Origin of the sequence: Myxococcus sp. MISCRS1, assembly GCF_026626605.1 — a bacterium.
Classification (GTDB): domain Bacteria; phylum Myxococcota; class Myxococcia; order Myxococcales; family Myxococcaceae; genus Myxococcus; species Myxococcus fulvus.
This window is the reverse complement of record NZ_JAPNKB010000001.1, coordinates 9941041-9961439: the sequence shown is the minus strand read 5'-3', so window position 1 is coordinate 9961439 and position 20399 is coordinate 9941041. Positions and strand designations below refer to the sequence as shown.

At 70.7% G+C, this 20399-nt stretch carries 14 protein-coding genes and 1 pseudogene; 3 read left to right on the top strand and 12 right to left on the bottom strand.

Annotated features, from left to right (window positions below; translation table 11 throughout):
• Positions 1–11 precede the first annotated feature (11 nt).
• The 4 genes from OWM54_RS40015 to OWM54_RS40000 form a co-directional block, all read right to left on the bottom strand.
• Positions 12–437 (bottom strand): SCP2 sterol-binding domain-containing protein, encoded by a 426-nt coding sequence (locus tag OWM54_RS40015; protein ID WP_046714145.1) that lies wholly within the window; start codon positions 435–437, stop codon positions 12–14.
• A gap of 10 nt (positions 438–447) precedes the next feature.
• Positions 448–2079: an Hsp70 family protein gene (locus OWM54_RS40010; protein ID WP_223747371.1), complete on the bottom strand. Its 1632-nt coding sequence runs from the start codon at positions 2077–2079 to the stop codon at positions 448–450.
• 90 nt (positions 2080–2169) lie between these two features.
• On the bottom strand, positions 2170–4257 hold the full coding sequence (locus tag OWM54_RS40005) for an ATP-dependent helicase (protein ID WP_267700732.1): 2088 nt from the start codon (positions 4255–4257) through the stop codon (positions 2170–2172).
• 55 nt (positions 4258–4312) lie between these two features.
• A complete protein-coding gene (locus OWM54_RS40000; RefSeq protein WP_267700731.1) occupies positions 4313–6004 on the bottom strand; it encodes a HEAT repeat domain-containing protein in 1692 nt (563 codons plus the stop codon).
• A gap of 134 nt (positions 6005–6138) precedes the next feature.
• Here OWM54_RS40000 and OWM54_RS39995 point away from each other — a divergent pair, with 134 nt between their 5' ends.
• Complete coding sequence (locus OWM54_RS39995; RefSeq protein WP_267700730.1) at positions 6139–7005, top strand: CHAP domain-containing protein; 867 nt, start codon at positions 6139–6141, stop codon at positions 7003–7005.
• 60 nt (positions 7006–7065) lie between these two features.
• On the opposite strand, the gene OWM54_RS39990 is transcribed toward OWM54_RS39995, so the two are convergent.
• The 5 genes and pseudogenes from OWM54_RS39990 to OWM54_RS39975 form a co-directional block, all read right to left on the bottom strand.
• Complete coding sequence (locus tag OWM54_RS39990; RefSeq protein WP_223747367.1) at positions 7066–8250, bottom strand: glycosyltransferase family 2 protein; 1185 nt, start codon at positions 8248–8250, stop codon at positions 7066–7068.
• A 168-nt stretch (positions 8251–8418) separates the two neighbouring features.
• Complete coding sequence (locus tag OWM54_RS39985; RefSeq protein ID WP_267700729.1) at positions 8419–9654, bottom strand: hypothetical protein; 1236 nt, start codon at positions 9652–9654, stop codon at positions 8419–8421.
• 810 nt (positions 9655–10464) lie between these two features.
• Positions 10465–10563: pseudogene (locus OWM54_RS43475) on the bottom strand (zinc-ribbon domain-containing protein); the annotation flags it as partial.
• 9 nt (positions 10564–10572) lie between these two features.
• Positions 10573–10989, bottom strand: a complete 417-nt coding sequence (locus OWM54_RS39980) for a ComEA family DNA-binding protein (RefSeq protein WP_223747366.1) — start codon at positions 10987–10989, stop codon at positions 10573–10575.
• A gap of 4 nt (positions 10990–10993) precedes the next feature.
• Positions 10994–12271, bottom strand: coding sequence for an aspartate kinase (locus OWM54_RS39975; RefSeq protein ID WP_141323427.1), 1278 nt, complete (start codon positions 12269–12271; stop codon positions 10994–10996).
• Positions 12272–12379: 108 nt separating this feature from the next.
• Between OWM54_RS39975 and hutH the strand changes: the two genes are divergently transcribed.
• Positions 12380–13906, top strand: coding sequence for a histidine ammonia-lyase (hutH, locus tag OWM54_RS39970; protein WP_267700727.1), 1527 nt, complete (start codon positions 12380–12382; stop codon positions 13904–13906).
• Between the two features lie 76 nt (positions 13907–13982).
• Here the strand turns inward: hutH and OWM54_RS39965 are convergent, their stop codons facing one another.
• From OWM54_RS39965 to OWM54_RS39955, 3 genes are all read right to left on the bottom strand, one after another.
• Positions 13983–14258 carry a hypothetical protein gene (locus OWM54_RS39965; RefSeq protein WP_267700725.1) on the bottom strand — a complete coding sequence of 92 codons (276 nt, stop codon included), beginning with the start codon at positions 14256–14258 and terminating at the stop codon, positions 13983–13985.
• 103 nt (positions 14259–14361) lie between these two features.
• Complete coding sequence (locus OWM54_RS39960) at positions 14362–16125, bottom strand: alpha-keto acid decarboxylase family protein (RefSeq protein WP_267700724.1); 1764 nt, start codon at positions 16123–16125, stop codon at positions 14362–14364.
• Positions 16126–16381: 256 nt separating this feature from the next.
• Entirely contained in the window at positions 16382–17329 is a 948-nt protein-coding gene (locus OWM54_RS39955; RefSeq protein ID WP_267700722.1) for a pirin family protein, read from the bottom strand.
• Positions 17330–17592: 263 nt separating this feature from the next.
• On the opposite strand from OWM54_RS39955, the gene OWM54_RS39950 reads away from it, so the two are divergent.
• Complete coding sequence (locus OWM54_RS39950; RefSeq protein ID WP_267700721.1) at positions 17593–20388, top strand: hypothetical protein; 2796 nt, start codon at positions 17593–17595, stop codon at positions 20386–20388.
• Positions 20389–20399: the final 11 nt, after the last annotated feature.

Here is a 20399-nt window from a genome sequence, read left to right as displayed (position 1 = left end):
TGCCCCCCAGCCTACGGCTCGTCGATGTACTGCGTCTGCAGCTTCGCGAAGACGCGGTCCGCGATGCCCTTGTACTTCATGCGCTCGATGAGCGGCTGCAGGTCACCCTTCATGGAGATGCGGCGCTTGAGCACCGCCTCCACGGGGTCCAGCGTCCCCTGCAGCAGCTGCTTCCAGACGGTGTACGGGGCGCGGGCCAGGTAGACGGGCTCGAGCTCGTCCAGGTCATCCGGGTCCGCGAGCACGCGGGCCTTCTCGATGCGGCAGTCGCCCGGGACGACATGCACCACGAAGGACTTCGCCAGCTTGCCGGGCTCGGCCTCGATGATGGCCCCGAAGTCGCCCTTCCATCCCTTGCCGGCGACGGCGCACTCGGGGTCCTCGTTCGTGAGCCGGACCGCTTCGTCCAGCCACTCCTTCGACGGGAACTTCGCCATGAGCTGCTACCTATCCTCTTCGGAAGACTCTCTTGATGCTGGAGAGCAGGCCCCGCTCGTCATCGCTGGCGCCGTTGGAGCCGCTCGCCACGGGCTGATGGTCGACGTTGTTGCGCAGGACATCCGAGAGCGCCCGCTTGAGCTGCTCCGGGGTATCGCGCGTGGCCAGGTCCACCCGGCGCGGAGTCCCACTGGCCTCCTCCACCGTCACCTGGAGCAGACACTCCTCAGTGAGGCGGAAGTCGATCTTCCTGCCGGCCGCGGCGGACGGGACCCGGACGGTGCCCAGGTACTCGTTGTCCACCATCAGGTCGCTGTCCCCCTGGAAGATGTCCAGCTCGATGTAGGCCGAGCCCGGCTCCTTCGGCGGAGGCAGGCGGAAGCTCTTCACCATGGGGATGAGCGAGTTCTTCTCGATGATGCGCTTCACGCGGCCGTTGGGCAGCGCGTAGCCGATGGGCATGGACACCGCGTCCAGCAGCGTCACCGCGTCGATGCTGCCCAGTGAGTCGCCCAGCAGCGCCGCGCCCAGGGCCACGCACTCGTCGGGGTGCACGCCCTTCCTGGGCGGCTTGCCGAAGTGCGCTTGGATCTTCTGCTGCACGAGCGGCATGCGGCTCTGGCCGCCGACGAGGATGATCTCGTCGATGTCCGAGCGGGCGATGCCCTTCTCCTCGAGCACGCGGTCGCAGATCTCGAAGGTGCGGTCCACCAGGTCGCCGGTGAGGCTGTTGAGGAACTCGCGCGTCAGGGGGATGCGCAGGTCCACCGGCTTGCCCTTGCGCTCGTCGATGAAGGGCAGGTCGATGACGACATTGGGGATGAGCGTCAGGTCGATCTTCGCCGCCTCGGCGGCGTTCTTGATGCGCTGCAGGGCGATGGGGTTCTCGGTGAGGTCGACCTTGGTCTCCTCCCGGAAGCGCTCCAGCACGTACTCCATGATGCGCGTGTCGAAGTCCGCGCCGCCCAGGAAGGTGTCGCCGCCCGTGGCCAGGACCTCGAAGACGTTGCCGGCCAGGTGCAGCACGGAGACGTCGAAGGTGCCGCCGCCCAGGTCGTAGACGAGGACCTTCTGGTCCAGGCCCCGGTTGAAGCCGTACGCGAGCGCCGCCGCGGTGGGCTCGTTGACGATGCGCTTGACGTCGAAGCCGGCGAGCCGGCCCGCCTCCTTCACCGCCTGGCGCTGGTTGTCGTTGTAGTAGGCCGGGACGGAGATGACGGCCGCGTCGATGGGGCCGCCCAGGAACTGCTCCGCGATGGTCTTCAGCTGCGAGAGCACGAAGCTGGAGACCTGGGGCAGCGTGTAGAGCTTGCCGCCCATCATCACCGCGGCGTCCCCGTTGGGGCCCTCGACGATGTCGTACGGGAAGGAGCCGCGCAGGTCCTCCACCGACTTGGAGTGGTACTTGCGGCCGATGAGGCGCTTGGTCCCCCACAGCGTGTTGCGGGGGTTGGTGACCATCTGGTCCTTGGCCACCCCGCCCACCAGGAGGTCTCCCTTGGCCGACAGGGCGACGACGGTGGGGAGGATGAGGTTGCCGCGATCCGTGGGGACGATCTTCGGGATGCGGTTGCGCACGGACGCCACCAGCGTGTTGGTGGTGCCCAGGTCAATCCCGACGATGCGAGGTCTGTCCGCCATGAAGTTCACGGGCGCGGGCCACCAGACGCGCGCCCCCGTCCCACTCTGTATCACGTCGCGCCTCCGCGCGCGCGTTTCTGGGCGAGGCCCTCAGTCCTCCACCTCGGAGCCCTCCGGACCCGGCTCGTTCCAACCCAGGGGGGGTGGGAGCACCCCTCGGACCGCCTCGGTGGAGGGCAGGACCAGGCGATCATACGGCCCCCCCTCCCCCGTCGGCAGCTCGTCCAGGAAGCGGGACGGACGCAGGACGATGCGCTCTCCCTCCCGGGGCAGCACGGACAGGGGGTACACCAGCACCAGGAGGTCCCGGGCCCGGGTGGTGGCCACGTAGAACAGGCGCCGCTCCTCCTCTTCCTCCTCGGCCGAGCGAGTCGCCTGGGACATGGGGAAGCGCCCATCCACCAGCCAGAGGACGAAGACGCTCCGCCACTCCAGCCCCTTGGCCTGATGGACGGAGCTGAGCGTCAGGACGTCCCCGGGGGCATCGCCCTCCAGGGCCTCCTTGGCGGCGAACTCCGCCACCAGCGCCAGCTCCGACAGGAAGCGCGGCAGGTCCTCGAACCGCCGGGCCAGCTCCGCCAGCCGCCGAAGGTCGTCCTCCCGGCCGTCCTCGGGCGTGGCCTCCAGGGCGAGCCGGGCGGCGTACCCACCCGCCAGCACGTCCTCGATGAGCCCCCCCGGGTCGCGCGTGGCCTCCGGGCGTCCCAGCCGCCCCATCAGCGCCGTGAGCCGCTCGAAGGCCGGAAGCGACTTCTTCGACACGTGACGCCGCACGTCCTCGTGGACCAGCCGCTCCCCCAGGGACAGGCCCTCCGGCAGGGCGCGCAGCGAGGTCCACAGGCGCTCCGCCGTGGTGGGTCCCACGCCCGGCACCGCGCGCACCACCCGGCGGAACGCCAGCTCGTCCCGGGGGTTGTTCACCCAGCGCAGGTGGGCCAGCACGTCCTTGACGTGGGGCTGCTCGAAGAAGCGCACCCCGGAGCGCACCCGGAACGGCAGGCCCCGGCGCGTCAGCTCCAGTTGGAGCTCCAGGCCGTGGTTGTGGGCGCGGTAGAGGACGGCCATCGACTCCAGGGGTTCGCCCCGCGCGTGGAGCGTCTGGATGTGCTCGGCCACCCAGGTCGCCTGTTCGGCCGCGTCCAGCGTGGGGACGACGAGGGGCCGGGGCCCGGAGGCACGCTCGGAGACGAGCGCCTTGGGGAACTGCCGCGTGTTCTGGGCGATGGCGGCGTTGGCGAGCTGGAGGACCTCCGGGGTCGAGCGGTAGTTGCGCGTCAGGGTGAAGACGGCGCAGCCGGGGTGCCGCTCCGGGAAGCCCATGATGTTGGAGAAGTCCGCGCCCCGGAAGCTGTAGATGGACTGGCAGTCGTCCCCCACGACGGTGAGGTCCTGACGCTCCCCGGCGAGCAGATCCACCAGCTCGCCCTGGAGGCTGTTGGTGTCCTGGTACTCGTCCACGAGCACGGCGTGGAAGCGCTCGGCGAGCAGGGCGCGGACGCGGGGGTGTTCGACGAGCAGCCGCTTCAGGTTGAGGAGCAGATCATCGAAGTCCATCAGGTGCAGCCGCGTCTTGCGCTGGCGGTAGAGCGCCGCCGTGGCGAGCACCTCCGGCGCCAGCGGGACGAACTGCGGCCGGCGGTCCACCAGCACCTCCGACACGGCCTGCTGCAGGTTGGTGGCGAGCGACACCAGCTCCAGCACCAGCTCCGGCCGGGGGAAGCGCTTGTCGCTCTTGAGCTTGCGCTCGGCCAGACAGCTCACCATGAGGTCCCGCGCGTCCTGCCGGTCCAGCACGGTGAAGCGCTCCGAGTAGCCCAGCGCCGTCGCGTGCTCGCGCAGGAGCGCATGCGCCACGTGGTGGAACGTGCCGCCCGTCACGCGCCCCACGTCCACGAAGCCGCCCACCAGCTCCGCCAGGCGGCGGGTCATCTCGCGCGCGGCCTTGTTGGTGAACGTCAAGAGCAGGAGGTGGTCGGGCGAGAGGCCCAGCTCCAGCCTGCGCGCCGCGCGGAAGGTGAGCGTGCGCGTCTTGCCGGAGCCCGCGCCGGCGATGACCAGCACCGGCCCCGCGTCCGCCTCCACCGCGCGCAGCTGCTCCTCGTTGAGGAGCCGGGCGTAGTCGATGCGCGACGGGCCACTCGGCGGACCGAGCGGCCTGGGGGTGGGCGGGGAGACCATGGGGCGCGGAACTCTAACCGCCCCGCCCGCCCGGGACGAACGGATCAGCCGGACTTCACGGCACGGGCTTGTGCGCCGTCAGCCGCGCCGAGGCCGCCTCGCGGACCTGGGCGGACGGGTCCCGCTCCCGGGCCAGCTCCAGCAGCACCCGGCCCACCTGGGGCAGCTTCGTGCTCACCGTGGCGAGGGCGGCGGTGCGCTCCTTCACCCCGCCCTCCAGCCGCTCGGTGACGCCGCGGTCCGCGCAGGTGCGCACCCCGGGCGACTGCTCGCGGAGGATCAGCTCCGCGTCCGCCAGCCGGGCCTCGGTGAGGCGGCGGGCCTCCTCGGCGCGGCGCTCGAACTCAGCCAGGTCCTCGGGGAACTCGGTGGAGACGGCGCGCGCGCGGGCGATGGCCTCCTGGGCGAATCTCGCGTTGACGGCCGCCGCGCACAGCTGCCGCGCCGAGGCCAGGGGCACGCGGCCCTCCGTCGTCACCGTCTCGTCGCGGGCCACGTTCAGCGCCCACACCGCGAGCTGGCGCGCGGCCACCGCGGCGGAGAAGGGCTGCTTGCGCCCCTCGCGGATGTCCACCCAGCGGCGCAGCACCACGGGGTCCGGCACGCCGGAGTCGAAGGCGCGCTGGTACTCGGTGGAGGCCTGCGGCAGCTGCCCGGAGAGGTCCAGGAGGACGGCCACGGTGAGGTACATCTCCGCGCTGCTGGCCCGCTCGCGCAGGGCGTCCAGCCGGGAGGCCACCTCGTACTCCGCCACCGGGCGCGGCAGCGACGTGAGCACCGTGCGCAGCGACTCCAGCGCGTTCTGGCGGATCAACGGGTTGCGCGCCGAGCGCAGCGCGTCCAGGAGCGGATCCACCGCGCGCACGGAGACGTGCTGGCCCAGCTCCTCCGCCGCCTGCCAGCGGTCCAGCGCGTCCGGCGCCAGCAGCGAGCGCTTCAGGTCCTCCAGGTCGCGCAGGTAGTGGCCCACGTGCGCGGCGCGCACGAGCGGATCCGGATGCGCCAGCGCGACCTGCTCGGCGCGGGCGCGCGTCAGTCGCGCCGGGAAGTCCGTGAGCTTGGGCCCCAGCGGATGCGCCTTCACCCGCGCCTCGGCCTCGTCCACCAGCCCCGAGACGAGCAGCCCCTCCACCTCCAGCCCCAGCAGCAGGACGCGCGCCTCCTCGCGGTGCACGCCGGCCGGGAAGTCCTTGAGGTAGGCGAACAGCTTCGTCGCGCCGGAGCCCCTGGCCTGCTCGAAGGCCTGCGCGTCCAGCCGCGACTCGACCTGGAGTCGGCGTGGATCATCCGGCTTCTCGCGCAGGTACTCGGCCAGCCGCTTCGGGTCCTCCGTCGTCGCCAGCTCGCGCGACTCCGCCTCCAGCATCAGCCGCTTCGCCTCGTCGCGCTGGGCGCCGTCCGGGTGCTCCTGGAGGAACTGCTTCCAGGCGGCCACGGAGTCGGCCTCCTTCGCGGCGTTGAAGCGCAGGCCCTCCAGCAGCGTCCTCGCGGTGCGCGTGTGCGGCGCCTCCGGGTACGCCTCCAGGAAGCGCTTGTAGGCGAGCACCGTGTGCAGCCGCTTCGCCTCCTCGAACTCCAGCTCCTCCAGCCGGGCCTCGGCGGCGTCACCATCCGGGTGCGTCGGGTTCTCCCGCAGGAAGGCGCGATAGCCCTCCACGGTGTCCGTGCTGGCGGCGCGGTCATACGGATTGGGCAGGCACCCGGTGGCCAGCAGGAGGACGGGGAAGGCTCGGCGGAGTGAAAACATTCTCCTGGAGCAATACCGCACCCCGCTCCCCCCGGAAACACGCGCCGCCACGGACGGTTGCCTGGGTAGGTTTTTTGACGACACACGAAGCCGGGGCCAGCATGGTGCCCCAGGACGCTACAGGGAGGTCGCGCATGCGGTGGCTCACGCTGATGGGAATGCTCTCGATGCTCGCGACGGGCTGCGCCACCCCGTCCGGCCGGCTGGAGCCCTGGCTGGACTCGTACGCGGTCCGCTACCACTCGGCCTCGCCGCCGGCCTTCCCGCGCGAGTCGCTCTCCACGCCCGTGGCGACGGCGCAAGCGGAGAAGAAGCCCGCGCCGGCGAAGGCGAAGACACCCGCGCGCGCCGCCGCGTCCCGGCCCGCGAAGGGCAAGCCAGCCACCACGAAGGTGAGCACCCAGGGCGCGCGCCCCGTCTCGGCCGATGCGCGCGAGAAGGTCCTGGCCGCGGCGCGCTCGGTGGTGGGCAAGCCGCAGGTGACCTTCGACGGCCGCAAGTACCCGTCCGACTGCACGGGCCTCATCGAGGGCGTCTACGCGCAGGCGGGCCTGTCCTTCCGCGGGACGCTCAAGCCCGGAGACAACGGCGTCACCGCGCTGTACCGCTACGCCCGCGCCCATGGCCGCGTGTACGAGGACGGCCGGCCCGTGCCCGGGGACCTGGTGTTCTTCCACGAGACGTACGACCAGAACCGGGACGGCCGCCGCAACGATGGCCTCACCCACGTGGGCATCGTCGACAGCGTGGACGCGCAGGGCACCGTCACCGTCATCCACCGGGTCAACCGGGGCGTGGTGCGCTACCGGATGAACCTGGCGCGCCCCCACCTGCCGAGGGATCCGAAGACGGGCGAGGTGCTCAACGACCTCTTGCGCCACCCCGGCCCGAACAAGGCCCCGGTGCACACCGGGCAGCTCTTCGCGGCCTACGGCAGCGTGCTCCCCGCGAGCGCCCCGGCGAAGAAGAAGCCCGCGCCCATCCCTGTGGCCCTGCGCTGAAACGAACGGCGCCCGACTCCAGGAAGAGCCGGGCGCCGGTGAAGCGGCGAGGACTTCGTCTCAGGATGCGCGCGCGGTGCGGTCCCACGCGGCGCGCTGCGAGTTGCGCAGGAAGCGCCAGAAGCCCACGACGATGGCCAGGTTCATGGTGACGAAGTAGTAGGCCACCGAGGCCACCCGCTTCGCCGCGCCGCGCTTGAGCACGCCCACCTTCCCCAGGTACGCCAGCGCGTAGAACAGGCCCTGGGCGAAGAGCGTGGCGCGGTAGAACATGCTGTCGAGCAGGAACAGGTTCGCCAGCAGCGCCACGCCCATCAGCGCGGGCGCGCACCAGCGCAAGAGCTTGTGCGACCAGAACGCGAACGCGGGGAAGCCCGCGGTGGGCAGCAGGAGGCCCGGCACCATGCGCAGGCTCTGGAAGTTGCCGGCGGCGATGCGCGCGCGGCGGCCGAACTCCTTGCCGTAGTCCTCCGTCGTCTCCTCGTGCGCGACGGCCTTCTCCTCGTACGCGACCTTGTAGCCCTTCTCGAGGATGCGCAGCGGGATGACGAAGTCATCCACGATGGTGGACGGCGGCAGCTGCGTGTAGAGCGTGCGGCGGATGGCGTACAGGCCCCCGTTGGCCCCCACCACCGCGCCCCGGCGCCCCTCGTACATCTTGATGAGGGACTCGTAGCTCCAGTACGCGCTCTCCTCGTAGTCCTTCTTCGTCGGGTTGTAGAGGCGCAGCTTGCCGCAGACCGCTCCCACCTCCGGGTCATCGAAGTGGCGCACCAGCTTCTCGATGGCGTCGGGTTCGATCATCGTGTTCGCGTCCGAGAGGACCACGATGTCGCCCTTGGCCATGGGGATGCAGCGGTTGAGCACCGTCGTCTTGCCCGCGCGGGGCGCGGGGGACAGGCGCACGCGCTCGTCCCGGCACTCCAGCACGCGCTCGTTGGTGCCGTCGGTGGAGCCGTCCGAGCCGATGAGCACCTCGAAGCGGTCGGCCGGGTAGTCGAGCGCGAGGCTGTTCTCGAGCTTCTGCCCGATGCAGGACGCCTCGTTGTACGCCGCGACCACCAGGCTGACCGATGGAGCCGCCCCACGCCTGCCCGGCAGCTCACGGCGCGCGTCCCCGCCTCGCATCGCCCGGATGTTCTGCGCCACCTGCGCCGCCCCATCCAGCACGAACAGGCTCAATGGGTAGAGAAAATACGTGTGCGCCAGCAGCAGCGCGGCACACCAGAAGAAGACCTCCGCCATCGACCATGCCTCCCAAGACCCAGTCCTCGAATCGGCCCTGGGTTCAGCAAGAGGCATGCCCCGCGTGAGCACCCCGCTCCGCTCGGAGCGCGGAGGCAGGCGTGGGGATCAGCGCCGGGTGGGACTGGACTTTCTCCAGTCCTCCGCCCGGGTGGGACGCACGTCGTTTCAGGGCCGCGGGGCGCTCGTGGAGACCTGCTCGAGCAGCTTTCGCGCCAGCTCGTGGTTCTTGTTGAGCGCCAGCACGTCGTCCAGCAGTGAACGCGCCGCCGCCGGGTCCTTCTGGCGCAGGGCCAGCCGGGCACCCAGGACGTAGGGGCGCAGCAGGGTGCCATCCGCCTGACGGAGCGCCTCCAGCTCCGACACGGACTGGGCCACCGACTCCGGCGGAGAGCCGGAGCTGAGCACGTACTCGGCGCGGGCCACGGTGCTCCACGCCTTCGGGGCGCCCTCCACGTTGCGCAGGCGCTCGGCCAGCGCGAGGGCATCCGGCGCCGCCGTCACCCCCGCGTGGAGGGCCCGGGCCTTCACCCGCGCGGCCAGGGCCGGCGTGGGCTCCACCTCGGGCGCGGCCTCGAGGGCCTCGGCCAGGACGTCCACTTCCTTGCGCAGGCGGTCGATCTCGATGCGCAGCGGTCCGCCGAGCTTGATGACGTCCTCGCGCTGCGCCTTCAGCGCGTTGACGCGGCTCTCCCAGTCGACGGTGGCCTGGGCGGCGGCGCGCTCGTCGATGTCTCGCTGGAGGAGTTCGCCCTGGGTTCGCAGCCGCTCGGCCTCGGCCTGGAGCTCGCCCAGGCGCAGCGAGAGCGCCACGACGAGCTCGGCCTGGGCCTCGGTGTATTTTGGATACGTGGCCGTGAGGGCCTTGAGGCTCTGGATGGCCTGGTCCCTGGAGACGGAGTCGTCCCTGCGCAGCAGGACCGAGGCCCGCTCCTTCTCCGTCACCGCGGTGGCCGGCATGTCCGCGTCACGGTTCTTCCACGCGGGATAGGCGAGCACTCCGGCCAGCAGCACCCCGGCCGCCACGACCAGGCCCAGCCAGAGCCGCGAGGAAGAGCTCGAAGGGGTCGAGGCCACGAGGTCCGCGGACTCGCGGTTCGCGGACAGCAGCTCCGGTGGGAGGGAGACGGCGCCTCGGCGGTAGGCGGGCTCCGAGGTGCTGGGTCCCTGGCCACCGGCGGCGCCCAGGGCGCCGAGTCCCGGCAGCTCCATGGGCGGCAGGTTCACGCCGTGCGACCCGGCGTCGGTGGCCGCGCCGTACGCGGAGGTCTTGCGATTGACCGGAGACCCGGGCGCGTTGGCGGCACCGAAGAGTTCGGTGGACGACGAGGCCTCGCCGTAGAGGCTCGTGGACCTCTCGGCGGGGAGCTCGGGGACGGCTCCCGCATCGGCCGGGTCAGACACGGCTCCGTACGTGAGCGTGCGCCCGATATGGGCGGGAGTCCCGCTCGCGGGTGAGGACGGGCTCGTGCCTGACGTGCCCGAAGCTCCGAGCGTCACGGGGGCAATCGATGGAGGCGACGGAGGGGGGCCTGACGTGGCCGCACCGAAGACCTGCGTGGTCTGGCGAGGACTTCCGCCCGTGTGGCTGGGGAATATCGGGCTTCCTGAAGTGGGGGCCGGGCCCGACGGAGGGACAGCGCCGAAGGTCTGCGTCGAGCCGTGAGCCCCCGCCGAGGCCTGCGTCATTCCAGACGTGCCCACCGCGCCGAAGGTCTGCGTTGAGCCGTGAGTGCCCGCCACCGAAGGCTGCGTCATGCCAGGGGCACCCACAGCTCCGAACGTCTGCGTCGAACCCTGAGCCCCCACGCCGGAGGCCTGCGTCATTCCGGGAGCGCCGACTGCGCCGAAGGTCTGCGTCGCCCCGTAGGCGCCCGCACCCTCGGTCGATGGCGCGCCCTGGGAGCCGACCGCGCCGAAGGTCTGCGTGGCCCCATGAGCACCCGCGGCCTGCGTCCCGCCCTGCCCGCTCACGGCATCATGCGCCCCGTCCACCGCGCCGAAGCGCTGTGTCGTCCCCTGCACGCCCGAGGCACCCGCGACCTGCGCACCGCCAGCGCCTTCCGACGCCTTCCCGGAGCCGAAGATCTGCGTGCGCATCAAGCTGGGATTGCCACCGGGCGCCGTACCCCACGAGCCACTCGGCGTCTTGGGGCCAGCGCCGTCCGCGGCGACGGGGCGCGGAGTCTGCGCCTGCGGCGAGGCCAGGAACACATGGCTGCAGCGAGTACACTGGACCGACGCCCCTCCCGGCGGAAGCAGGCGGGGATCCAAGGCATACTGCATCGAGCACTGAGGGCAGGCGATCTGCACGCCGCGTGCTTACCACACGGGCCCGGCATCCGGAGGCGAGCCCAACACCGTGGCCGCCTGGAGGGTCTTCAACCGGGCTTCACCCACCCCGGGGACCTCGTCCACCGCCTCCCAGCTCCGGAAACCGCCCGCCAGGTCCCGAGCCTCCACCAGCGCCCGCGCCAGCGAAGCCCCCACGCCCGGCAACAACGCCAGCTCCTCCGCCGTGGCGACGTTCAGGTCCAGCCTGCGCCCCAACGCCAGCGCCGCCGCCCCCGTGGGCTCCTCGCCCCCACCACACGTCGCCACGCCGTCCTCCCGGATGCGCACCGCCTCCGGAGGACAATCCAACGCTGACCGGGAATCCGGCCAGCGCCAGCGGGCCACCGCCCCGACGCCCATCACCGCCAACGCGACGACGGCGAGCGCGGCCGTCCGCCCCGCCACCGGCTCAGACCTTCTCGCCCTTGAGCGCCGCCGTCTCCGACACCGTCGTCGCGCCCTCGGGCGGCAGCGGCTGATCCAACCCGAACGCCGTGTGCAGCGCCCGCACCGCCAGCTCCGTGTACTTGGAGTGGACCACGCACGACACCTTGATCTCCGACGTGGAGATCATCTGGATGTTGATGCCCTCGGCCGACAGCGCCGTGAACATCCGCGCCGCCACGCCCGAGTGGTTGCGCATGCCCACGCCGACGATGGACACCTTGGCCACGTTGTCGTCCGTCTCGATGCCGGAGACGGGAATGTCCTTCACCGCCTCGCGCACCACCTCCTGCGCCTTGAGGAAGTCCGACTTGCCCACCGTGAAGGTCAGGTCCGTGCGCCCCTCGCGGGACTGGTTCTGGACGATGAGGTCCACCACGATGTGCTTCTCGTCGAGCGGGCCGAAGATCTTCGCCGCCACGCCCGGCACGTCCGGCACGCCGCAGATGGTGATCTTCGCCTCGTTGCGGTCATACGCCACGCCGCGGACCAGCACGTCCTCCATGGACTTGTCCTCCTCACACACGAGTGTGCCCGGGTCCTGGGTGAACGACGACTTCACCCAGAGCGGCACCTTGTACTTCATGGCGAATTCGACGGAGCGGATCTGCAACACCTTCGCGCCCACGCTCGCCAGCTCCAGCATCTCCTCGTAGGCGATGCGCTCCAGCTTGCGCGCGGCGGGGACCATGTTCGGGTCCGTGGTGTAGACGCCGTCGACGTCCGTATAGATTTCACACGCATCCGCGCTCAGCGCCGCGGCCACCGCCACCGCCGTGGTGTCCGAGCCTCCGCGCCCCAGCGTCGTGACGCTCCCCTCCTCGTCCACGCCCTGGAAGCCCGCCACCACCACGATGTGCCCCTTGGACAGGGCCTGTCGGATGGGCTGCGCGTCGATGCTCTTGATGCGCGCTTTCGAGAAGGTGCTGTCGGTGACGATGCGCACCTGGTGCCCCAGGAAGCTCGTCGCCTTGCCACCCTGGGCCTGGATGGCCATCGCCACCAACCCGATGGAGACCTGCTCCCCGGTGGCCACGACGACGTCCTGCTCACGCTCGTCCGGCCGGTCGGTGATCTGCGCCACCAGCTTGAGCAGCCGGTTCGTCTCACCCGACATCGCCGAGACCACCACCACCACGTCATGGCCCGCCTGCTGGGCGGCCAGACAGCGGCGGGCGACGTTCTTCATCCGCTCGGTGTCACCAACGGAGGTACCGCCGTACTTCTGGACGATCAGCGCCACGAGGACCGTGACCTCCCTCTTCAGTCGCGCGGACCTATACGAGCCCCACTCCCCGGTGTAAAGCCCCGCTGCCGCTGTCTCGCATTCCACCACCCCTTGGAGCCCCCAATGTCGCGCCCCCGTATCCTCATCGACGGTGACACCCTGACGCTGGAGCAGATCCTCCAGGTCGCCCGCAACGAGGTGACCGTGGAGCTGGCCCCCGAGGCCGCCGCCCGGGTCCGCGCCTCGCGAGCCCTGGTGGACCGGGTCGCCGCGGGCGACACCCCGTCCTACGGCATCAACACCGGCTTCGGCACCCTGGCCGAGGTCCGCATCGACAAGAAGGACCTGCGCGACCTGCAGCGCAACCTCATCCTCTCCCACGCCTGTGGTGTCGGCACGCCCCTGCCCCACGGTGAAGCGCGCGCGCTGCTGCTGCTGCGCTGCAACGTGCTCGCCAAGGGCTACTCGGGCATCCGTCCGGAGACGCTGACGCTGGCGCTGGACATGCTCAACCGCGACGTCGTCCCCGTCGTCCCCGAGCGCGGCAGCGTGGGCGCGTCCGGTGACCTGGCCCCCCTGGCGCACCTGGCGCTCGTGTTCATCGGCGAGGGCGAGGCGTTCCACCAGGGCCAGCGGCTGCCGGCGCGCAAGGCGCTGGAGATGGCGGGCCTGCAGCCGGTCATCCTCGAGGCCAAGGAGGGCCTGGCGCTGGTCAACGGCACCCAGGCGATGTGCGCGGTGGGCACCCTGCTCCAGCTGCGCGCCGAGTCCCTGGCGGAGCTGGCCGACGTCGCCGGCGCGATGACGCTGGAAGGTCTGCTCGGCAGCCACAAGCCGTTCATCCCGGAGATTCACGACGTCCGAGCCCATCCGGGCCAGAAGGCGTGCGCGGCGCACCTGCGGCGCATCCTGGTGAACAGCGAGCTGGTGGAGACACACGTCAACTGCAGCAAGGTGCAGGACCCCTACTCGCTGCGCTGCATGCCGCAGGTGCACGGCGCGGCGCGCGAGGGCCTGTCCTTCGCGCGGCGAATCCTCGAGGTGGAGGTCAACAGCGCCACGGACAACCCGCTGGTCTTCACGGAGACCGAGCGCATCGTCTCGGGCGGCAACTTCCACGGCCAGCCCATCTCCCTGGCGATGGACGTGGTGGCGATGGCGCTCACGCAGCTGTCCTCCATCAGCGAGCGGCGGGTGGAGCAGCTGGTGAACCCGGCGCTGTCGGGGCTGCCGGCGTTCCTGGCGAAGAACTCCGGGCTCAACTCGGGCTTCATGATCGCGCAGGTGACGAGCGCGGCGCTGGTGGCCGAGTCGCGCGTGCTCAGCCACCCCGCGTCGGTGGACTCGATTCCGTCGTCCGCGGGCCGCGAGGACCATGTGTCCATGGGCATGACGGCGGCGCTCAAGGGCCGGCAGGTGGGGGACTTCGCCCGCTCGTGTCTGGCCATCGAGATGCTGGTGGCGGCGCAGGCGCTGGACTTCCGGCTGCCCGTCAAGCCCGGCAAGGGCGCGCTGGCGGCCTACGAGCTCATCCGCTCCAAGGTGCCGCACATGGAGAAGGACCGCGAGCTGCACAAGGACATCCAGGCTGTGAGCGACCTGGTCGACTCGGGCGAGCTGCTCGCGGCGGTGCGCGCGGCCACGGCCTGAGCCTGTCATTCACAGACACCGCGGCCCGCTCCGGGAGCACTTCCGGGGCGGGCCGTCTTCGTTTCAGCGCGACGTGCTAGCGACACGTCCCGTAGTAGGACTCGACGAACGCCGAGGTCCGGCCGTAGTTCAACCAGAAAGCACAGTCACAGCCACGGAAGCCCACGACCGTCGAGTAGGTGGCGTCGCTGTAGTACGTGTGCTCGTAGAACACCCCATTGCAATTGGGGGCGGCATCCTCGCGCGACGTGAGGTCCTGCGCCTCGGCGTCCTCCACCACGGGACCACCGCAGCCCACCAGCATCAACCCCACCGCAAGCAACGCACCGCTGACGAACCTTCCAGCCTGCATTCGTGCCTCCAGGGAACTTCCACGGGTTGTACGACCCTCCCAGGCTACCAGCCTGAGAGGGATTTGCCCATGGACACCCCCTGAGAGGGAATGCCACCAGGCGTCAGGGGCGAGGCAATCCGCTGTCCTCCCGATATGACAGCGAAAAGACGGAGGCGCCCAGCTGGGCCAGGCCAGCGGGGGCATCCAGCGGCGCCAGCCGGACCTCCACGAACACCAGACGTCCCTCCTGCTGGGCACTCACAGCCTCCGCCAGCACCGGCGCCAGCTGCTCGGGCTTCTCGATGAGCAGGGTCAGCGCCTGCCCCGGCGGCCCCAGCGCATCGCAGATGGCCGGGTAGTTCCACTTCGGGATGTCATTGTAGACGGACCGCGGACCGACGATGAGGCGCTCCACGGTGTAGCCCGCGTTGTTGATGAGGAACACCAGCGGCTTGAGCTTCAGGTGCAGCAGCGTGGAGAGCTCCTGCGCCGTCATGAGGAACGAGCCGTCCCCGATGAAGAGCAGCTGGCGCCGCTCCGGGGCCGCCAGGCTGGTGCCCAGCACCGCCGGCAGCGTGTAACCGATGGAGCACCACAGCGGCTGGGCCACCCAGCTCGCTCCCCGTGGCAGCTGCGCGGAGGCGAAGCCCACCATGGGGCTGCCCGCCTCGACGACGAGCACATCCTCCGGCTCCAGCAGCGCGGACAGCGCGGGCCACAGCTGCGCGTGCGTCAGGGGCCCCTCGCTCCTCGCCGCCGGGGCCGCTGGCCTGGAGGCCGCCTGGGACCGGAGTCGCAGCGAGCGGGGCACGAAGTCCTGCCGCTTCCGACTGCCCACCGCCTCGCACAGGGCCTCCAGCACCTCGCCCAGCACCAGCCCGCTGTACAGCGAGGGCAGCCACGGAGACTCCGCCCGCCCCAACGCCGCCGTGGTGGGCTGAAGGTCCACGAACCGCGAGGGCTCCAGCCGCTGGGTGAAGGAGTGCGTGTTGAGGTCCATGAAGCGCGTGGACAGGCCCACCACGCAGTCGGCCCCGTCCACCCACTCCCGCACGTACGGGTCCGACAGCCGTCCCCCGTAGAAGCCCAGGAAGGCCCCGTGAGCTTCGTCGAGGAGGCCTCGCCCCGAACCCAGCGACGCGATGGGCATCCCCGCGGACTCCGCCAGCGCCACCACCTGGGGCCCCAGCCCGAAGCGCTGGGCGTCGCTGTCCACCAGCAGCACGCTGCGCCGTGCCCCTCGCAGCCGGGGCACCAGCTCCTCCAGCAGCGCGCGCAGGCTGGCCCTGTCACTGACAGCCGCCTCCCGCTCGAGCGGCGCCTCTGGCGCGGGCACCTGCTGGAAGCACACGTCGGTGGGGAGCTGGAGGTACACGGGCCGCCGCTCACGCAGGCACGTGCGCAGCACCCGGTCGATCTCCATCGCCGCGTTGGCCTGTGTCAGCACCGCCCGCGCCGCGGTGAACGGCGCGATGCTGGCGAGCGTATTGCCATACTCACCGTCCCCCAGCGTGTGGTGTATCCAGCTGCGCCGCTGCATATGGGACAACGGTGGTGCCCCGGTGATGGCCACCACCGGCACCCGCTCCGCATATGCGCCCGCCAGCCCGTTGACGGCGCTCAGTTCGCCCACGCCATACGCCGTCGCGAGCGCGGCAATGCCTTTCAATCGCGCATACCCATCCGCGGCATAGGCGGCGTTGAGCTCGTTGCAGCACCCCACCCAGGTCAGCCCGGGTTGTTTCAACAGCTGCTCCAGCATCCCCAGGTTGAAGTCTCCGGGCACGCCGAAGACATGACGGACTCCCAGCTCCTGGAGACGGAGCCACAGATAATCCCCCACGGAAACCGTCTTCTCCTGGACCTTGGCACAAGTAAGGCTCACGGCGACTCCCCCGCATGCGGACCTCTCCGGGCGGCGACAACCGCCCCGGGCCGGCACGCAAGCAATTACACCGAGTGCCTCACAGCACAATCCAAACACAACCAGCCCCCCTCGCCCGTCGGCTTCCCCTCAGTCCGAGCGGCGACTCACGGGAGGTTGGCATGTCTGTCCAGGGTTCGAACAACTCACGGGCCACCGGAATCCCCGCAGACGCGTGACGCCTGCGGGGCCCGCGAGTCCCGTCCTGCGGGGCACGTCAGGGATAGCGGGGCACGCTCGGCTCGGGCTCCGGCAGCGGAATGAACTCCGACTCACCGGGGACCTGACCGATGCGCTGGGCCGTCCAGTCCTCCTTCGCCTGCTCGATACGCTCCTTCGAGCTGGAGACGAAGTTCCACCAGATGTGCCGGGGCCCATCCATCGGCTCGCCGCCGAAGAGCAGCAGCCTGGAGCGCGTGGTCCCGCCGCCCCGCGCCACCACCTCCCTGCCCGGACGCAGCACCAGCAGCTGACCGGGGCCGAAGCTCTCGCCGCCCACCTCCACCTGTCCCTCGGCGACGAAGAGGCCGCGCTCCTCGTGCACCGCGGGCACGGGAATCCGCGCCCCCGCGTCCAGCTTCACGTCCGCGTAGAAGAGCGCCGACTGCGTCGTCACCGGCGAGCGCGCACCGGCCAGCTCCCCCGCGATGAGCTTGAGCTCGACGCCACCATCCTGCACGACGGGCAGCGCCTCCGACGGCGTATGGACGAACGACGGCGCGTCCTCCTCGTGCTTGCCGGGCAGCGCCACCCAGAACTGGATGCCGAACATGCGGTTGGACGCGACTCGCAGCTCCGGAGGCGTACGCTCCGAGTGGACGATTCCGCGCCCGGCCACCATCCAGTTCACCGCGCCGGGGCGGATGCGCTGCACCACGCCCAGCGAGTCGCGGTGGAGCACCTCGCCCTCGAACAGGTACGTCACCGTGGCCAGGCCGATGTGCGGATGGGGCCGCACGTCCAGCCCCTTGCCGGCCTGGAGCACCGCGGGGCCCATCTGGTCCATGAAGATGAACGGGCCCACCATCCGCCGCCGCGACGACGGCAGCGCGCGGCGCACCTCGAAGCCGTCTCCCAGATCCCGGGTGCGTGGGACGATGACGGTCTCCAGCAGGGAGTCAGGCTCCGCGTCGACAAAGGGTTCCTCGGGCATCTTCCAGGCCATCCGCTCACACTCCTGTCAAGGTCCTGCGCGTCCACACATGCCATGGGTCGGTCCGGACGCTCCAGTCCCAACCACCCGCCCCCTTCGCGACTCAACGAATGGCGTCTGTCAAGCGCGGCCCGCCCGCGTGTCAAACCTTCACGCGTCGTGATGTCAGCATTTACGTCACGGTGCGGAACCACGGAAGATTGCCCATTCCCACCCGGCCGTCACTCCCCTGTCGGAGGGAGGGAAGCGTCACCCATCCCCTGGAGCGCATCATCGTGAAAGCCTCGTGTACGGCTGTTCGAGCTGGTGCCGTAAGAAGCGTCGTCGCGCTGTTGTTGGTGGCGGGAGTCGTGGTGGGCCCCCGAGCCCAGGCCTCGTCCTTCACGCTGTTCGAGAGCGGGCAGGTGCGGCCGCTCGCGCTGTCCCCCGATGGCAAGCTGCTCTTCGCCGTCAACACGCCGGACAACCGGCTGGAGATCTTCCGCGTCGCGAACAACGGCCTCACCCACCGAGGCTCGGTGCCCGTGGGCCTGGAGCCCGTGGCGGTGGCCGCGCGGACGAACGACGAGGTCTGGGTCGTCAACCACCTGTCGGACAGCGTGAGCGTGGTGCGCGTGGACGTGGACGGACAGGGCGGCGTGGTGACGCGCACGCTGCTCGTGGGCGACGAGCCCCGGGACCTGGTCTTCGCCGGTCCTGGGCGTCGGCGCGCATTCATCACCGCGGCGCACCGCGGCCAGAACGCGCCGTTCGACCCGAAGCTCACCACGCCGGGCATCGGCCGCGCGGACGTGTGGGTGTTCGACTCGGAGCAGCTGGGGTCCACGCTGGGTGGCACGCCGCTCACCATCGTCTCCCTGTTCGCGGACACGCCCCGGGCGCTGGCGGTGACGCCGGACGGCTCGCGGGTGTACGCGGCGGCCTTCCACTCCGGCAACCGCACCACGGTGATGCATGAGCTGGCGGTGCCGGACGGCGGCGAGGCCGTGGGCGGAGTCCCCGGCCCCAACACCAACTTCGCGGGCGTCCGCGCCCCGGAGGTCGGGGTCCTGCTCAAGCACAACGGCCAGGACTGGGTGGACGTGCTGAACCGCTCCTGGACGTCGTCGGTGCGCTTCTCGCTGCCGGACAAGGACGTCTTCACCCTCAACGCCAACGCCAACCCGCCCGCGCCCATCCACGGCCCCGGGAGCGTGTACTCGGGCGTGGGCACCATCCTGTTCAACATGGCCGTCAACCCGGTCAACGGGAAGGTGTACGTCAGCAACACCGAGGCGCGCAACGACCTGCGCTTCGAAGGGCCGGGCACCTTCGCGGGCAGCTCGCTGCGCGGCCACCTGCACGAGAGCCGCATCACCGTGCTCGGAAACTCGAGCGTGACGGCGCGCCACCTCAACAAGCACATCGACTACGACGTGTGCTGCGCGCCCACGCCCAACGCGGAGAGTGAGAAGAGCCTGGCGCAGCCGCTGGGCATGGCGGTGACGGCGGACGGCTCGACGCTGTTCGTGGCGGCGTTCGGCTCGTCGAAGCTGGGCGTCTACTCCACGGCCGCGCTGGAGAACGGGACGTTCGTGCCGAGCACGGCGAATCAAATCCTCCTCTCCGGCGGCGGGCCCACGGGCATGGTGCTGGACGAGGCCCGGCGGCGCATCTACGTGCTGACGCGCTTCGACAACGCCATCTCCGTCATCAACACGACGACGCGCCAGGAGATCGCGCACCTGCCCATGTACAACCCGGAGCCCGCGAGCGTCGTCGAAGGCCGGCCCTTCCTCTACGACGCGCGGCTGAGCTCCAGCCATGGTGACTCGTCGTGCGGCAGCTGCCACATCTTCGGCGACTTCGACAGCCTGGCGTGGGACCTGGGCAACCCGGACGGCGCGGTGAAGGCCAACCCGAGCCCCATCGTCCCCATCCTCCCGGAGTTCGGCGACGACCCGACGTTCGGCCAGTCCACCGCGTTCCATCCGCTCAAGGGCCCCATGGCGACACAGAGCCTGCGCGGCATGGCGAACCAGGGCCCCATGCACTGGCGAGGCGACCGCAACGGCGGCTTCGACGCGGCCACCGCGCAACCCAACTCGGGCTCCCATGACGAGGCGGCGGCCTTCAAGCAGTTCAACCCGGCCTTCGTGGACCTGCTGGGCCGCGACACGACGCTCACGCCGGCGCAGATGCAGAAGTTCACCGACTTCGTGCTCCAGGTCGTCTATCCGCCCAACCCCATCCGCCACCTGGACAACTCGCTGACGCCCGCGCAGGCGGCGGGGCGGGACTTCTTCCTGAACACGACGACGTTCTTCCACGGCTCCTGCGGCGCATGCCACGTCATCGACCCGGAGGCGAACCCGTCCGAGGGTGCGTTCAAGGGCTTCTTCGGCACGGCGGGCCAGTCATCCTTCGACGTGGAGCCGCAGTTCCCGAAGGTGCCGCACCTGCGCAACGCGTACCAGAAGGTGGGCATGTTCGGCGCGCCGTTCGTCAGCGGCAACTCTCCCATCGACCCCTTCCTGGGAGACCAGGTCCGGGGCTTTGGCTTCCTGAGCGACGGCAGCGTCCCCACGCTGCTCACCTTCAACAGCGGCTTCGACTTCCACCCCATCTTCAACTCCGTGGGCATCCCGAACACGCCCGAGGGCCACACGGCGAAGCTGAACATGGAGCAGTTCATGCTCGCGTTCGACACGAACCTGGCGCCCATCGTCGGGCAGCAGGTGACGCTGACGGCCGCGCGCGCGGCCGTGGCGGGGCCGCGCATCGACCTGCTGCTGGCGCGCGCCAACGCGGGCGAGTGTGACCTGGTGGCCAAGGGCCGGGTGGGCTCGCACGAGGTGGGCCTGCTCTACGTGGGAGGTGGGAAGTTCACGTCGGACCGGCAGGCCCTGCCGGCGGTGATGGATGCGACGGTGCGTACGGCCACCACCGCGAGCGGCGGCGTGTTGACGTACACCTGCGTGCCGCTCGGCTCGGGCACGCGCATCGGCATCGACCGGGACCTCGACGGCGCGCGTGACGGGGACGAGCGCGCGGCCGGGACGAATCCAGCGGACCCGACGAGTCACCCGTGAGAACAACGGCC

Bases quoted from the DNA above. Each gene is read 5' to 3' on its own strand.
- OWM54_RS39965 (WP_267700725.1), bottom strand. From the start codon at position 14,258: ATGCAGGCTGGAAGGTTCGTCAGCGGTGCGTTGCTTGCGGTGGGGTTG.
- OWM54_RS39995 (WP_267700730.1), top strand. From the start codon at position 6,139: ATGCGGTGGCTCACGCTGATGGGAATGCTCTCGATGCTCGCGACGGGC.
- OWM54_RS39990 (WP_223747367.1), bottom strand. From the start codon at position 8,250: ATGGCGGAGGTCTTCTTCTGGTGTGCCGCGCTGCTGCTGGCGCACACG.
- OWM54_RS40000 (WP_267700731.1), bottom strand. From the start codon at position 6,004: ATGTTTTCACTCCGCCGAGCCTTCCCCGTCCTCCTGCTGGCCACCGGG.
- OWM54_RS39955 (WP_267700722.1), bottom strand. From the start codon at position 17,329: ATGGCCTGGAAGATGCCCGAGGAACCCTTTGTCGACGCGGAGCCTGAC.
- OWM54_RS40015 (WP_046714145.1), bottom strand. From the start codon at position 437: ATGGCGAAGTTCCCGTCGAAGGAGTGGCTGGACGAAGCGGTCCGGCTC.
- OWM54_RS40010 (WP_223747371.1), bottom strand. From the start codon at position 2,079: ATGGCGGACAGACCTCGCATCGTCGGGATTGACCTGGGCACCACCAAC.
- OWM54_RS40005 (WP_267700732.1), bottom strand. From the start codon at position 4,257: ATGGTCTCCCCGCCCACCCCCAGGCCGCTCGGTCCGCCGAGTGGCCCG.
- hutH (WP_267700727.1), top strand. From the start codon at position 12,380: ATGTCGCGCCCCCGTATCCTCATCGACGGTGACACCCTGACGCTGGAG.